Raw genomic sequence first — 16775 nt, forward strand, 5'->3', positions numbered from 1 at the left:
AAGATGTCTATGCAAATCAATATTACCGGACACCATGTTGATGTAACCGATTCTTTACGAGAGTATGTCAGTACCAAATTTGAAAAATTAGAGCGATTCTTCGACAAAATCAATACTGTACAAGTGATCTTAAATGTCGAAAAGCTCCAACAAATTGCCGAAGCAACACTGCATATTAATTCAGGAGAAATCCACGCAAAGGCTGATTCTGAAAATATGTATGCCGCGATTGACGAATTGACTGATAAACTGGTCCGTCAATTAAACAAACATAAAGATAAACTCAATAGTCACTAATCATGCAACTGAGTAAAGTATTGAGCCTGGACTGCACCAAAAGTGCAGTCCCCTGCTCCAGCAAAAAACGCGCGCTAGAGCTCATCAGTGAGATCGCCGCAGCACATCTTGATCAAAATCCGCAGCCATTATTTGAATGTATGCTCAATCGTGAAAAATTGGGTACCACAGGTATTGGTAACGGCATTGCGATTCCGCATGGTCGAATCAGTAACAGTGATCACGCTATTGCGATCCTGATTCAATGCCAAGATCCAATCGACTTTGATGCCATTGATGGCCAACCGATTGATCTTTTATTTGCCCTTCTGGTTCCTGAAGAACAATGTAAAGAGCATTTATCGACCCTTGCAAGCATGGCTGAAAAACTTGGAAATAAGAAAATTTGCAAGCAATTACGCAATGCAACAACCGATCAAGAATTATATAACATACTGATTGATGAAGAATAAATCAGTGAACCCCCACATAAAGAAGGTAGCTTAACCATGAGGTTAATGGTTGTTAGTGGCCGCTCAGGTTCTGGTAAATCGGTCGCACTACGCGTGCTAGAAGATTTAGGGTATTACTGTGTTGATAACCTTCCCGTACACCTGCTGCCACAATTTGTAAATGACATAGCAAATAGCGAGCAAGACATAGCTGTTAGCATCGATATTCGTAATATGCCACCGCACCAAGGTGAGCTCGAAGCCATTTTTAAAAATTTAGCCAGTGATGTTGATGTCAACATTATTTTTCTCGATGCTGATGATAAAGAGTTGGTCAAACGCTACAGTGAAACACGCCGTTTACACCCGTTATCTCGCCATAACATGAGCTTGGAACAAGCTATCCAATCAGAAAGTGCTTTGCTAAGTGATCTTAAAGAGCATGCGGATCTTGTAATTGATACCACTAACCGCTCCATTCATGATTTAAGTGAAACTGTTCGTGCTCGAGTATTAGGCCGTGAAGCACGAGAGTTGATCTTAGTGTTTGAATCTTTTGGTTTTAAACATGGTCTCCCTTCTGATGCTGACTATGTATTTGATGTGCGTTTTTTACCTAATCCACATTGGGTGCCTGAGCTCAAACCCCAAACAGGTCTTGATCAAGGCGTAAAAGATTTTTTATCCGCGCATGCTGAAGTCAATAAGCTTAATTATCAATTGCGTAATTTCATCGAAACTTGGCTACCTATGTTAGAAAAAAATAATCGTAGTTATGTCACAGTAGCCATTGGCTGTACTGGCGGACAACACCGTTCGGTCTATATCGCCCAGCAACTTGCCGATTATTTTACTCAGCAAGGTCAACAAGTGCAGGTGCGTCATCGCACGCTGGAAAATTATAAATGACCATCAGCCGTGAGTTATTTATTCGTAATCGTCTCGGGCTCCATGCTCGAGCGGCGATAAAGTTGGTTGAGTTAGCTCAAAGCTTTGAAGCCGTCATTACTATCTCTAATGGTGATAACAGTGCTACAGCTGATAGCGTAATGGGATTACTGATGCTTGATTCAGCACAAGGCCAAAAAATCATGGTCAGTGCTGAAGGCCAAGATGCTAAATCTGCTTTGATTGCCGTTTCAAGCCTAATTGAAGCGGGATTTGATGAAGAAAATTAACAAACTATCTCACTAACAATCGATTATTAGCTATTAAATCCTGGTTTATTGCTCAACTTAATAACTTTTTTAGTGCGCGATACATTCTCGCCAAATACGCTTTTTAGAGGTTCTTGGTAGATAAAAAGCATGAAATGTAGATATATCACCATTATGATCATGCGTATCGCCCATACTTGATTGGTTTATGAGCTAATTAAATATCAATCAGCAGGAGACAAAGGCTAACTGATTACGTTAAAATTCAGCTTATTGCGCCATCAAATATAAGTGGGCCTAATACCTATGGCGGATGTATTAGAACAAGATCAAACCCATCACACACTCCAAGAAGTCAACAAAGCACTTGAAAATGGCATGTTTGTCCATGTTCGCCGATTACTCCAAGATATGGAGCCGGAGGATATTGCTCACCTGTTAGAAGCCTCGCCTCCGAAAGAACGTCAAGTCTTATGGCAATTGACGGATCCGGAAGAGCAAGGGGAGATCCTTGATGAGCTTTCTGAAGATGTAAAAGATGGCATCGTCTCGCAAATGGAACCAGAAAAACTGGCAGCCGTTACCGAGGGGATGGAAAGCGATGATGTCGCATACGTACTTCGTAGCCTCTCTGATGAGCGTTACCAAGAAGTATTGGCACAAATGGATGCCACCGATCGTCATCGTATCGAAACAGCGCTCGCCTACCCGGAAGATACTGCCGGTGGGATGATGAGTACCGATTTTATCACCATTCGTGGTGACGTAACTGCTGATGTAGTATTACGTTATTTACGTATGCGTGGTGAACTTCCAGAAGCAACTGATTCTTTATATGTTGTCGATGATAACCAAGTATTAATTGGTCATCTATCTCTATCTACCTTGATCACAACCCAACCAGACATTGAAATTAAAGATGTGATGCAAGATGCTGACGAAGCAATTGCTGTTGATATGGCAGATAGTGAAATAGCGAATATCTTTGAACGTCGAAATTGGCTATCTGCGCCTGTTGTTGACGCTAACAACCATCTATTAGGTCGTATTACTATCGATGACGTGGTTGACTTGATCCGTGAAGAAGCGGAACACTCAATGATGACCATGGCAGGTATGGATGATGATGAAGATACTTTTGCTCCAGTATTAAAATCAGCGAAAAGTCGTAGCATTTGGTTAGGGGTTAATGTCCTAACAGCCTTAGCGGCAGCATCTGTTTCCAACATGTTTGAACACACTTTACAACAGATGGCGACCGTAGCGGTATTAATGACGATTGTGCCATCGATGGGTGGTGTCGCAGGTAACCAAACTGTAGCACTGGTGATTCGAGGCCTTGCTGTTGGCCATATCGGTGATACCAACACCCGCTGGCTACTGAGTAAAGAAGCACGGGTGGGATTAATTAATGGCTTAGTTTGGGCATTAATTATCGGGGTCGTGGTCTTTGTTTGGAAAGGCAGCTTAATGCTGGGTGCCATTATGGCCGGAGCCATGCTAGCCAACCTGTTTATTGCTGGTGTTGCTGGAGTATTAATTCCAATCGGACTTAAAAAACTAAAGATCGACCCAGCACTCGCAGGTGGTATGGCACTCACGACCTGTACTGATATTGTCGGTTTAATGGTGTTCTTAGGTCTAGCAACGATCTTTATTACGCCTTAATTCCGAATAACTAACGCGATCAAAAAAGCCCGAATCAAGCAATTGATTCGGGCTTTTTATTGATAATTTATGCTAGGTTAAATACGATTATTCGCCCGCAATTTTCATTGAATCTAACAGCATTGACCCCGTTAGAATCTGACTGCGAGTTTCAGTATCACGACCAATTGCGACAATATTCTGCATCATATCTTTAAGATTACCCGCAATCGTAATTTCAGATACAGGGTATTGAATTTGACCATTCTCAACCCAGAAGCCAGCAGCACCACGTGAATAATCGCCAGTGATAATGTTAACCCCTTGACCCATCAATTCAGTGACGAGCAAGCCGCGATCCATCTTCTTCAGCATTTGCTCAAAGCTTTCACCGCTTGATGATACTAACCAGTTGTGAATACCACCAGCATGGCCAGTCGGCTGCATCTTCATCTTACGCGCAGCATAACTGGTTAACAAATACGTCTGCAGTGCACCACCCGTAATGATTTCACGATCATAAGTTGCTAAGCCTTCACTATCAAACGGGGTACTTGCCATACCACGTAGAATATGAGGACGCTCGCTGATGTTTAACCATTCTGGAAAAATCTGCTCACCAAGTTTGTCTAATAAAAATGATGATTTACGGTATAGGTTAGCACCGCTTATCCCCATCACTAAGTGGCCAAACAATCCCGTTGCGACATCAGCGGCAAACATCACCGGTGCTTCACGCGTAGTCAGTTTTTGTGGATCAATACGGCTAACCGTACGCTCAGCAGCATGACGACCAACCCGTTCAGGCGTCCACATTTCAGATGCTAGACGTGAAGTGGTATAGCTATAATCACGCTCCATATTGCCATTTTTACCTTCACTGATCACACAACAACTAATGCTATGACGACTAGAGGCATAACTGGCTAACATGCCATGACTATTACCATAAACACGTACACCGTAGTGACTATCGTAGCTAGCACCATCACTTTGTTTTACGCGCGGATCAAACGCAAGCGCAGCTTCTTCTGCGGCAATTGCGACGGCAGCAGCATGGTCAGGCTCAGGCTCATCTGGATGAAATAAGTCTAAATCAGGAATATTACGCGCCATTAACTCTGCTGGACCTGGACCTGCAAACGGATCTTCCGATGTGTAATTTGCAATATCTAAAGCGGCTGCAACAGTTTGAGCAATAGCGGCTTCGCTTAAATCTGAAGTTGATGCACTACCTTTACGGTTGCCACGGTACACAGTAATACCAAGCGCACCATCGCTATTAAATTCAACATTTTCAACTTCACACATGCGAGTTGAAACACTGATACCTGTTGTTTTGTTAATGGCTACTTCGGCTGCATCAGCCTGTTTACCAGCAACTTCAAGCGCTTTTGCTACTGCAGCTTCAAGTTCAACACGCTGATGAGCAACCTGTTCTCTTACGTCCATACAATCACTTAAGGTTAGGGTTTAGCTTATTAGTTATAGAATAATGTAATTTACGCCCAAAATCGTTATTAAACTGATAAAATAGAACTATTGATACAATAAGTGAGCCCATTTATGAGCCGTAAAAACAAAAAAGCCCCTTGGGATGAAGAAGAAGAAATCATCTGGGTAAGTAAATCCGAGATGAAACGCGACATGGAAGAGTTACAAAAAATTGGTGAAGCGTTAGTTGAACTTACACCCAACGCGCTAGCAAAAGTGCCATTAGATGAAGAAATGATGGCTGCAATTAAAGACGCCCAGCGCTTTAGCAAAGAAGCGCGTCGTCGTCAGTTGCAATTTATTGGTAAGCAGATGCGTCATATGGATCTCGAACCAATTCAAGCTGCACTCGACAAATTAAATAATAAGCACTCACAGCACACTGTTGCCCTTAAAAAGCTTGAAATCAAACGTGATAAGCTGATTGAAAATGGTGACAGCATGCTTAATGCTATTATGGTTGATCATCCAGATGCTGATCGCCAACACCTACGCCAATTGGTTCGTCAAGCAGCCAAAGAAAAAGCGCAGGAAAAACCAGGCAAAGCATGCCGTGAGATTTTTCAATATCTAAAATCTTTATACCTTGCTGATTAATCTCCTCGATTAATGCCCTCAGCAATAACAAAAATGCCAGCATCTCTGCCGGCATTTTTATTTAAAATAAAGTAATTACTGTTATTTATTCAGTGCCACCAACCGTCATTGAATCGATCTTCAATGTTGGTTGACCAACACCAACAGGCACGCTTTGACCCGCTTTACCACACACACCAACGCCACGGTCAATATCAAGATCATTACCGACCATCGACACTTGCTGCATCGCCTCAATACCACTACCAATTAAGGTCGCACCTTTAATCGGACGAGTAATTTTACCGTTTTCAATCAAGTAAGCTTCTGAAGCAGAGAAAACGAATTTACCCGAAGTAATATCAACCTGACCGCCACCAAAGTTAGGCGCATAAATACCACTTTTAACACTGGCAATAATTTCTTCTGGAGTATGTTCGCCTGGCAACATATAAGTATTGGTCATTCGCGGCATCGGTAAATGCGCATAGGATTCACGGCGACCGTTACCTGTTGGTGCAACCCCCATTAAACGTGCATTGAGCTTATCTTGCATATAGCCTTTAAGCTTACCGCCTTCAATCAAGACATTATGTTGTGCTGGCGTACCCTCATCATCAATATTAATTGAACCTCGGCGATCGACTAGCGTACCATCATCAACAATAGTACATAACGGCGAAGTCACTTGCTGTCCTATTTGGCCAGCGAACATTGATGAGCCTTTACGGTTAAAATCACCTTCTAAACCGTGGCCTACCGCTTCATGTAATAACACCCCTGGCCAACCCGCCCCTAATACAATCGGCATAGTACCAGCAGGCGCAGCATCAGCTTCAAGGTTAACTAATGCTTGGCGAATCGCTTCATCAGCAAAAAAGATCGCTTGGCTTTTACCGGTTGCATCTTCAGTTAAAAACGTTTCATAACCATAACGACCACCGCCACCAGCACTGCCACGTTCACGCTTATCACCTTTTTCAACCAAGACGCTAATAGATAAACGTACCAATGGGCGAATATCTGCCGCATAAGTACCGTCTAATGCCGCAACTAATACTTCTTCATAGACGCCATTTATACTGGCTGAAACTTCTGTGACCAATGGCTCTTTAGTACGAATATAACGATCAATTTCTTCAAGCAATGCAATTTTTTGGTATTTATCAAAACTACCTAATGGATTAATTGGTGAATAAATACCAGACGATGCCATTGGTGCAAATGTCTGAACTTTGCCATTACCGCCTTGACGCACAATCCCACGCGCAGCTTTAGCACTTTGGGTTAAGGCTAATAAATTAATTTGATCTGAGTAAGCAAAGCCAGTTTTCTCACCAGCAACAGCACGCACGCCTACACCACGATCAATGTTAAACGAGCCATCTTTGATAATACTGTCTTCTAAAACTAACGACTCATGCCAACATGACTGAAAATATATATCAGCATAATCAACATCACGGGTAGCAATTAAGCCAAGAATGTTATGCAATTCATCACGACCAAGACCTGATTGGTCTAGCATGGTACTTTCTACAGTGTTAAGGGTCATTAATTTGCTCTTAATTATTGAATATGACTGAGCACCAAGCGGGCATGATCAGCCACTGGCATATTTGTGCGAATCTTATTAGCTAATTGTAAATCAACATTCGCTGTCAGAACACCCGTTCCTTGTTGTTGGCAAGCAACCACTTGTCCCCATGGATCAACAATCATTGAATGACCCCATGTTTCTCGCGTTTCATTATGCTCGCCCCACTGCGCTGCCGCGACAACCCAACACTGAGTTTCAATTGCTCGCGCTCGCACTAACACTTCCCAGTGGGCTCGTCCCGTCAACTTAGTGAATGCTGCCGGAATAACTATAATATCAGCACCTTGCTGACGTAATTCACTGTAAAGTTGAGGGAAACGAATATCATAACAAATAGATAATCCTAGTTTACCAAAAGGAGTATCGATCACTTTAATGTCGTCACCCGCTTTAAAAGTATCAGATTCTCGGTAACTCTGATGTTTATCGGCAACATTAACATCAAACATATGCATTTTATTATAATGAGCTTGGATCTTACCCTGATCATCAAATAACACCGCAGTCGTCGTGATGCTGCCGTCAGCTTGTAAAATTGGCATCGAACCAATCAATAGCCAAATCCCTAACTGTTGTGAATACTGAGATAGTTGTTGCTGCAATGGGCCGTTGCCCAGTGGCTCAGCCCAGCGTTGATAATCGGCTTTACTGCCAAAAACAACAGTATTTTCAGGGGTAACTACTAATTTAGCCCCCTGTAGCTGCAACCCTTGCATAAACTTCTTTAATTGGCTCAGGTTACGCTCAGGATCTGTGCCTGAGTTCATTTGTACTACACCAATCTTTGTCATGGCTATCTCCTGAACTATAACTGAAATGAATCAGATTCATCGACTATCACTGCAAAAGTAACAGCTTCAACATTAAAGATTACTGCTCTCTGGTATTTTGTATTCACCCTCTAAACGTGATCGTTCGACCACTTTTGGTGAAGCTATCGGTCCCGTAACTTGATAATTAACTTGGGTAATAACGTCTAACACCGGCGATAATACGGTTGAGATCGCGAACACATACAATGCAACTTGCGGTGCAACTGCAAATGCCGTCATTACCGGTAATCCTGAGGTAAAATCAGGAATAAATTTAACGTTAGCATTCACTTTTTCATCAATCAGATTAACTTTACCGTTAATGTACATATCACCCGCTAACGCTTGCATCTTAATATTGTCGCTATCAAAAATACCGTCTTTGATAATGCCGTTACCGCGAATATAATTAAAGGCTAAGCCGTTATCAAATACCCCAGAAAAATCGAGCTTCATTTTTCGTATAATCGAATCAAGACTAAATAAGCCCAGTAATCGCCCTGCACCACCAACACCACTAACGAGACCTTTACCGATATCAGTGGCCACGGTGCCATTTAATGTACTGCGATCTATGCCCCAAGGAGTACCTTGCCAATTAACTATGACATGAGTATTAAACGGTGCATTCTGTACTCCACCTGAAATCCCAAACCTATCAAGTAAATCAGTGCTATTACTGCCACTAATAACGACATCGAGTTTAGTCTGATTATGCCGCTGACCTATACTCCAGTCACCAGATGCATTTAATTTCACATTACCAGATTTAATATTAAACTGCTGCAACTGCAAGCTATTGTTGGTCTTTGTTAACTTTGCCGTTACCGCCCCCAAGCGATAGCCTTGTAACCATGCATCTGCAATCGACAAATCTATTTTCGGTATTGCAGCCATAATGCGGCGATCGTTAGCGGTAACCAACGTTGATGGCAGTTTTGTGGCTAATATTGGCGTTAATAATGCAGCAGGTGGCTGCTGATTTAATTGTGGTAAATTAAGGTGTAGCGATTTTAAAATGACATTTAATGGTCGATTCTTGACCCATGAAATATAACCATTCGCTTCACGTGATGCCAATTTTATCGACCACCCCTGACCACGCGTTGCAACGGTATCAACTTGGTGCCAATTAAGACCACCTAACGTTAATTGACCAATATTTGCCATCACTCGTGTAGGTAATGGCAACGAAAATGCCGCAGTGTTGGCTGTTGTCACTGATGATAGTTTGGCGTTTTTATCCGTTAGTTGCTTTACCACCGCAAGCCATTGGTCAGCATTAAATTGCCGACTATTAATCCGCACTAACTGGCCTTGTAATGGCTGAGTTAATAAGCGTTTTTTACCTATACTAAGGTTACTGGCAGTAATTTTAGGCACTTTTGTCAATAACGACAGTTGTGCTTGATAGCTAACATCAGGCAATAAAGCCTGAGCATACAAGCGGGATTTGTCACCATTAACACGCACCGTCAGCGCTGCAGCAGTGTCTTGAGGTTGCTGGAGTGGATACGGTAATTTAGAACTAACATCATTTAAAGGGATCGTGACACCAACGTTATAATTAACCCCCTTAGGTTTAATATTAACCCCGACCTGAGCTCGCCAATCACTACTACCGCTAACATTATTTAAGACGACGGCTGGCAAATAATCTCTCAACTTAGCCAGTTGCCATCGGCCGCCAATATTAACATTGACCTTATAATCCGCCGCTTGATGACTATTATCGCCATTAAAGCCAAACCGAATTGGTTGCTGATATAATAGCCCTGTCAGTCCTTGTGCTTTAATCGCACTATTCGTAAAACGTAAACTACCACTAACATTATCTATCGCTAAATGCGGTGTGGTAAGTGTAATTGGATTATGCTTGAAATAGACTCGACCACTCGCATCAACCGCGGTGCCATTAAATGGAATATCTAAATTAAGCTTTGCTGTGACAGGCCCTGTCACATCAATTGTCGTCAAAGCACTACCGACAGAATTTGCTAATGGGCTATTAAGCATATATTGGCGAACTTGCGGTCCTGTCGCAGCAAGATCTATTGCCAATTTCAAATGACCATTAGGGGTTAAATCAGCCTCACCAATCACTTTGGAGCTTTGTGCTGCCATTGTTTTAACGTGATTGGAATCAATGTACATCTTGTCATTTTCAAACAATAAATCGAGCTGAAGGTCACGCAATAATGGCCAGCTAGGATCAAAACTAAACTTGGCTTTGGTTAACGGCACAAATGCTTGAAAAACACCATCATGGTGATGATAAGGGAAATTATTTAAAGCGCCGTACCACAAAATACGCGCAGACTTTACTTGACCACCTTTAATCGCCCTCGATAAATAATCAGTGAGCGCATCACCTAATGCTGGTCGTGGTAAATAACGCCAAGTTTGCCCCGCATCAACCACATTCGCTTCGCCGTATAACGATAACCATGGTGCAGCATTATTAGCAATATCCACTCTTGCTTGTCCCGCAAAAGTTAAATCAGGCGTTGCCACTGCAAGTTGATCACTCCATAACGTGGTACTTTTAGCATCTCGATGCCAATAAGCATGTATTTGAGCTTGGTTAATCTTTAATGGTTTGGCAAACACCCGTTCATAGGCAAAGCTGTCAGCTGCAACATTAAGGGTAATTTTGCCTTGCTGACCATCACCTGCAATAGTCGCATTTAAATGATTGAGTCCCGGTACCCATTGCCATGGTTTAACACTTAATTGCTGCACCTTAAATGAAAAACGTGGCACCTTATTATGTTCACCAGCAACCCGAATCTGAGTCAATAATCCACTCGGTTGGAGGTGTTGCACCGCATTAACGATGTGATTCGTCGAGGGTAAAAAATTAATTAATGGTAATAATCGCTGTAAGGCAATATTACTTAAAGCGAGTTTCCATTGTTTTAATTGGTCGTGATCACTAAAAGCTAATTGTCCAGCAATATCAAATGTTGGCCACTCGACATCATCGGTATAAATAGAAAATTTTTCAGTATCAATCCGCCACGTTTTTGAGCCATCAGCTAATCGAATTGGCCTTAATGAAACCAGCCCATGTTTAATATTAATTTGATGCTGTTGCTTACCGGCCTGCCAATCAATAATACTGTTATTGATCTTCGCTTTGCTACTCTCTATCTGGCCCTGTTTTAAGGTTAACCACGCCTCAACACCAATTTCACTATGGGTAATATTTGCTACCCCAGCGAGTTGTTTATTCAACCACGGCGTTACCGAAACGTGTTCACCTTTGATATACACCGAACCGGATAAACTGTTAAGTCCTCCTTGTTCATAAATATCAGCTTTAACCGCTAATTGTCCCAAATCAGTATTGGTAAAATTAATACTGCCTTGTGCTAAATGACGCCCTTCAACGTTCGCCCAATCAAGCTGCTTAATATTAAGTTGCTGCTGATTGCCGGATGGCGCAATAAAAGATACTGACGAATCAAGCAGTTTAAATTGACCTAAACGCGTAAAAAATAATTGCTCTAAATGTTGAGCGACATTGACATCAGCCCCATTAGACGATGATGAAGATGGTTTTATTTTTGTCAGATCAAGATCGACCTGACGAATAGTGACTTGTTTGAAAATGGGCCGTAAATGCAGCGCGGAATGCCAAATATCAAAATAAAATCCAACCTGGCCAATTTTAGCCAACGGTTGCGACTGATTTGGAGCGGAAAGCGTAATACCCGTTAAGGTTAAAGCCGGGCCTGCCGCTTGCCAACGCCCTTCGATATGCGTCAATTTTAAAGAAATATCCGCCTGCTGAGACACCCATTGTGCTATCGGCTGACGGTAATCATTGAGGTGAGGAAGCAGTAACCTTAAGCCGGTGATTAACGACGCTAATAGTAACGATATAATCACTATCAACCATAAACCACCGCGTACAAGGCGTACGAGTATCTTGGGCACTGTTACTTCCTCACTGAGTACATTACATCATTACCACATCAAACTGCTCTTGCGTATAAAGAGGCTCTGGTTTGATTTTCACTTGTTTACCGATAAACACTTCTAGCTCGGCTAACGCATGATATTCATCACCCGCTAACGCATCACCGACAGCTGACGATACATAAACCACAAACCGCTCAGCATCATAAGCACGATTAACGCGAGTAATTTCACGTAGAATTTCGTAACACACACTCTCAACTGTTTTTACCGTACCGCGGCCTTCGCAAGATGGACAGGTATTACATAACACATGCTCAATACTCTCACGGGTACGCTTACGCGTCATTTCAACCAAGCCCAACTGAGTAAAACCATTGATATTGGTTTTCACTCGATCAAACGACAGTGCTTGTTCTAAAGCCTGTAGTACACGGCGTTGGTGCTCTTCTAATGCCATATCAATAAAGTCGATGATAATAATGCCACCAAGATTACGTAGGCGTAATTGGCGTGCAATCGCTTTAGTGGCTTCAATATTAGTATTGAAAATTGTCTCATCTAAATTACGACGACCAACAAAAGCACCAGTATTAATATCAATAGTGGTCATGGCTTCAGTTTGATCAATAATTAAATAGCCACCAGATTTCATCTCGACTTTACGATCAAGTGAACGCTGAATTTCAGCTTCGGTATCATAAAGATCAAAAATAGGCTGATCACCAGAATAATATTCAATATTTTCGGTAACTTCAGGCACGAATTCATCGGTAAATTCTTTGAGCTTATCAAACGCCACGCGTGAATCGACCTGAATATGATTAATTTGAGTACCAACAAAGTCACGTAAAATACGCTGCGCTAAACCCAATTCACCATATAACATTGACCGCGGCTTATATTTCGCACGACGCTCAATGACTTTACGCCATAAATGTTTTAAAAAGGCTGCATCTTGTGCCACTTCATCAGGATCAGCACCTTCAGCGGCAGTACGAATAATAAAGCCACCAAGGTGATCACAATGCTGCGCCACTGCTTTCTTCAGTCGATCGCGTTCTTTTTCACAGGCAATTCGCTGTGATACACCAACATGACTCGCCCCTGGCATAAACACTAAATAACGCGATGGTAGAGTAATATCAGTCGTTAAACGGGCGCCTTTGGTACCGAGAGGATCTTTAACAACTTGCACCACAATATCTTGCCCTTGACGGACGAGTTCCGAGATATCACGGACTTTAAATTGTTTTTTTTCATTTTCCGCCACACATTCAGTGTGTGGAACTATATCTGACGCATGTAAAAACGCCGCTTTATCTAAACCGATATCAACAAATGCAGCCTGCATTCCCGGTAAGACACGACTAACACGTCCTTTATAAATATTGCCGACAATGCCTCGCTTCGATTCACGTTCAATGTGAATCTCTTGCAAAACACCCCCTTCAATCATTGCGACACGTGTTTCACTCGGCGTCACATTTATTAGCAGCTCAGTGCCCATGGTTGCCTCTACTTATAACTTTAAAAAATCTTGCACCATGATGTCGGTTTCCACTAATGGTAACCCCATCACAGCATAATAACTGCCATCAATACGGGTAATAAATTTGCCACCTAGACCTTGAATACCATAACTTCCGGCTTTGTCTTGCGGTTCACCACTTTGCCAGTATTTTTTAATATCGTTCTCGGACAAAGTTTTAAACCACACTTGGGTGGTCACTAAACAGGTTTGATTATGTGATGGTGTTGCTAAGGTGACAGCGGTCATCACTTGATGCTGCCTTCCTGATAATAACCTCAGCATACGCGCCGCATCCTCAAAATCGACAGGTTTTTCTAGAATTTGTTGATCTACCACAACAATAGTATCAGCACCGAGTACTGGAATATCATTATCAGCGGCTTTTACACCTGCAAACGCTTTATCACGTGACAAACGTTGCACATATTGTGCTGCTGTTTCTTGAGCTTGATGACACTCTTCAACATCAACCACTATGCGCTCAAAGTTATAACCAAGTTGGGTCAAAAGCTCCATTCGACGCGGCGAACCAGAGGCAAGGTAAAGTTGAATAGCAGCCATAATTATCCTGTATTAAATAATAAATTGTTAAATTAGCAATTTTTGCGCCAAAAGCACAAAGGGGGAATACCTGTTGGCTTCCCCCTATAATGTTAATCGTTACTAGCGAATGGCTAATTTACGCCGAATTCGACGGAGTAATAAAAATAACCATGGCCATAATATAAAGTTTAATAACACCGCCCATAATTGCTGCGGATAAAAACTAATATTTGAGACTAAATATTCAGCCCAGAATTCAATTAATTTAGCGGCTAATGATAATAACGCAATTACAATTGCCTGCTGCCAGAGCGATAAATTGCGTAATACTCGAAAGTTGAGTGCAATAATATAAGCAATCACTGACAGCATTAACCCACGAACACCAAGTGTTGACCCTAAGGTTAAATCCCATAATAGACCAACAACTAACGCAGTACCGACATTAACTCGATGGGGTAATGCTAATACCCAATAACAAGTTACTAATACGACCCATGATGGTCGAAAGGGTTCAAGTTCTCCAGGCCACGGTACCGCTTGTAACACTAACGCAAATAAAAATGATAACCAAATCCAGATTCGGCCATGTGCTTTATTGGTTGGCATGATTCACCTTATTCGAAGCTGGTACCACAGGAGCTGTTGTCGTTGTCGTTACAGGTGCAACTGCTGGCGCAACTAAAGGTTCAACAACCGTTGCTGGAGCGGCCTCGGTAACAGCTGGCTTAGAGCTCATTTTAACGCGATCAGTTGGCCACACTAATAACAGATAACGCAAGCGATCAAATTGTACCGTTGCCTTAGCGGTAATTTGTGCAAATGGGCGTTTATTGTCAAATGAGAACGATGTTACCCGCGCAACGGGATAACCTTCAGGATAACGTCCACCAAGACCTGAACTCACTAATAAATCACCTTTTTTAATATCCGTACTACTGGGTACATGCTCCAGTAAAATTTGATGATTACGACCACCGCCAGTGGCAATAACACGAATATCATTACGAACAACTTGTACTGGAATCGCATTAGTAGGATCGATTAATAATAACACCCGACTATTATGCGCCCCGACATAAGAAACTTGACCAACGATACCTTTGTCATTAATGACTGGCTGACCTTCATAAACGCCATCAACACGGCCTTTATTTATCATTACTTGATAGCTATAAGGATCTGAATCAACCGCCATGACTTCTGCCACCATTTTACGTTCGTCACGAACAAATGGAGATCCGAGTAAACTTCTTAAACGCTGATTTTCTTGCTGTAATTGATCGAGTAATAACACATTACTTTTCATGACTAATAAATCACGTTTTAATGCTTTATTTTCTGTCAATAATCGTTGGTGAGAACTAAATTGCCCCCGCAGAACATCTAACATTTCACGCGGTAAATTGGCAGCATATTGCAGCGGCGCTACCGCCGAATTCAATAAATAACGAATATTGGCAAAAGCACCAAGACGACTATCGGCTAGCATTAAGCTAGCCGATAATAATATGGCAAGAAACAGGCGTAATTGCAGAGATGGACCTCTGCCAAATATAGGTTTCATATAACGCTATAACCTGTTTAGTTGAAAACCCATGATGGTATTATTCTTCGCTGAAAAGATCGCCACCATGCATATCGATCATTTCAAGCGCTTTACCGCCGCCACGAGCTACACACGTCAATGGATCTTCAGCCACAACGACTGGAATTCCAGTCTCTTCCGTTAGTAGACGATCAAGATCGCGCAATAATGCACCACCACCCGTTAGCACCATGCCGCGCTCTGAAATATCAGACGCTAGTTCAGGTGGGCATTGCTCAAGTGCAACCATAACCGCAGACACAATCCCCGTTAACGGCTCTTGCAATGCTTCTAAAATTTCATTGGAGTTCAATGTAAAGCTACGCGGTACACCTTCTGCAAGGTTACGACCACGCACTTCAATTTCACGCACTTCATCACCCGGATAAGCCGAGCCAATTTCATGCTTAATACGTTCAGCGGTTGCTTCACCAATCAAGCTACCGTAATTACGGCGCACATAGTTAATAATCGCTTCGTCAAAACGGTCACCACCAATACGTACTGATGATGAATACACGACACCATTTAATGAAATAACCGCAACTTCAGTAGTACCACCACCGATATCGATCACCATTGAGCCAGTTGCTTCTGATACAGGCATGCCCGCACCAATTGCTGCCGCCATAGGCTCATCAATTAAATACACTTCACGCGCACCAGCACCTTGAGCCGATTCACGAATAGCACGACGTTCAACTTGGGTGGAACCGCAAGGTACTGCCACTAATACACGTGGGCTTGGGCGTAAAAAACTATTGTCATGCACTTGTTTAATAAAGTGCTGAAGCATTTTTTCTGTAACGTAAAAATCGGCAATAACGCCATCTTTCATTGGACGGATAGCAGCAATATTACCTGGCGTACGGCCAAGCATTAATTTGGCGTCATGGCCTACTGCGGCAACACTTTTGGTTGCCCCCGCGCGATCTTGACGAATAGCCACTACAGAGGGTTCATCAAGAACAATTCCTTGTCCTTTGACATAAATAAGGGTGTTGGCTGTGCCCAAGTCAATAGACAAGTCATTGGAAAACATGCCACGAAGCTTCTTAAACATAGTCTTCAGCTATTCCTGCAAGCGTTAAAAAATCGTAAATTGCGCTCAATGTATCAAGTGCAACCAAGTGAAACAAGATATGGATCGCTAAACCGCGCCTAGACACGCA

15 protein-coding genes are annotated in these 16775 nt (G+C 42.4%); 6 read left to right on the plus strand and 9 right to left on the minus strand.

Going from position 1 to position 16775, the window contains the following annotated elements; all coding sequences use genetic code 11:
* Positions 1-9 precede the first annotated feature (9 nt).
* The 5 genes from hpf (at position 10) to mgtE (ending at position 3553) form a co-directional block, all read left to right on the plus strand.
* Positions 10-297 (plus strand): ribosome hibernation promoting factor, encoded by a 288-nt coding sequence (hpf, locus tag C0W29_RS09365; protein WP_036793148.1) that lies wholly within the window; start codon positions 10-12, stop codon positions 295-297.
* A 2-nt stretch (positions 298-299) separates the two neighbouring features.
* On the plus strand, positions 300-749 hold the full coding sequence (ptsN, locus tag C0W29_RS09370; protein ID WP_045044940.1) for a PTS IIA-like nitrogen regulatory protein PtsN: 450 nt from the start codon (positions 300-302) through the stop codon (positions 747-749).
* A gap of 36 nt (positions 750-785) precedes the next feature.
* On the plus strand, positions 786-1637 hold the full coding sequence (gene rapZ, locus C0W29_RS09375) for an RNase adapter RapZ (RefSeq protein WP_045044941.1): 852 nt from the start codon (positions 786-788) through the stop codon (positions 1635-1637).
* Positions 1634-1906, plus strand: a complete 273-nt coding sequence (locus C0W29_RS09380; RefSeq protein WP_036793143.1) for an HPr family phosphocarrier protein — start codon at positions 1634-1636, stop codon at positions 1904-1906. Before rapZ ends, C0W29_RS09380 begins: the two co-directional genes overlap by 4 nt.
* Before the next feature lie 285 nt (positions 1907-2191).
* Positions 2192-3553 (plus strand): magnesium transporter, encoded by a 1362-nt coding sequence (mgtE, locus tag C0W29_RS09385; protein ID WP_045042547.1) that lies wholly within the window; start codon positions 2192-2194, stop codon positions 3551-3553.
* Positions 3554-3640: 87 nt separating this feature from the next.
* Here mgtE and pmbA read toward each other — a convergent pair whose 3' ends face one another.
* Positions 3641-4984, minus strand: coding sequence for a metalloprotease PmbA (gene pmbA, locus C0W29_RS09390; protein WP_045042546.1), 1344 nt, complete (start codon positions 4982-4984; stop codon positions 3641-3643).
* Between the two features lie 114 nt (positions 4985-5098).
* Here pmbA and yjgA point away from each other — a divergent pair, with 114 nt between their 5' ends.
* On the plus strand, positions 5099-5623 hold the full coding sequence (gene yjgA / locus C0W29_RS09395; RefSeq protein ID WP_036793138.1) for a ribosome biogenesis factor YjgA: 525 nt from the start codon (positions 5099-5101) through the stop codon (positions 5621-5623).
* Between the two features lie 85 nt (positions 5624-5708).
* Here the strand turns inward: yjgA and tldD are convergent, their stop codons facing one another.
* From tldD to mreB, 8 genes are all read right to left on the minus strand, one after another.
* A complete protein-coding gene (gene tldD, locus C0W29_RS09400) occupies positions 5709-7157 on the minus strand; it encodes a metalloprotease TldD (protein WP_036793136.1) in 1449 nt (482 codons plus the stop codon).
* Between the two features lie 14 nt (positions 7158-7171).
* Positions 7172-7993 (minus strand): carbon-nitrogen hydrolase family protein, encoded by an 822-nt coding sequence (locus tag C0W29_RS09405; protein WP_045042545.1) that lies wholly within the window; start codon positions 7991-7993, stop codon positions 7172-7174.
* A gap of 72 nt (positions 7994-8065) precedes the next feature.
* A complete protein-coding gene (locus tag C0W29_RS09410; RefSeq protein WP_045044942.1) occupies positions 8066-11956 on the minus strand; it encodes a YhdP family protein in 3891 nt (1296 codons plus the stop codon).
* Between the two features lie 22 nt (positions 11957-11978).
* Positions 11979-13448 carry a ribonuclease G gene (gene rng, locus C0W29_RS09415; protein WP_036793130.1) on the minus strand — a complete coding sequence of 490 codons (1470 nt, stop codon included), beginning with the start codon at positions 13446-13448 and terminating at the stop codon, positions 11979-11981.
* 12 nt (positions 13449-13460) lie between these two features.
* Positions 13461-14033: a Maf family protein gene (locus C0W29_RS09420; protein WP_045044943.1), complete on the minus strand. Its 573-nt coding sequence runs from the start codon at positions 14031-14033 to the stop codon at positions 13461-13463.
* A gap of 102 nt (positions 14034-14135) precedes the next feature.
* On the minus strand, positions 14136-14624 hold the full coding sequence (gene mreD, locus C0W29_RS09425) for a rod shape-determining protein MreD (protein ID WP_036793125.1): 489 nt from the start codon (positions 14622-14624) through the stop codon (positions 14136-14138).
* A complete protein-coding gene (mreC, locus tag C0W29_RS09430) occupies positions 14611-15582 on the minus strand; it encodes a rod shape-determining protein MreC (protein ID WP_045044944.1) in 972 nt (323 codons plus the stop codon). The genes mreD and mreC overlap by 14 nt, the downstream gene beginning before the upstream one ends.
* A gap of 40 nt (positions 15583-15622) precedes the next feature.
* A complete protein-coding gene (gene mreB, locus C0W29_RS09435; protein ID WP_036793121.1) occupies positions 15623-16666 on the minus strand; it encodes a rod shape-determining protein MreB in 1044 nt (347 codons plus the stop codon).
* Positions 16667-16775: the final 109 nt, after the last annotated feature.

The organism is Photobacterium kishitanii, assembly GCF_003026355.1.
Classification (GTDB): domain Bacteria; phylum Pseudomonadota; class Gammaproteobacteria; order Enterobacterales; family Vibrionaceae; genus Photobacterium; species Photobacterium kishitanii.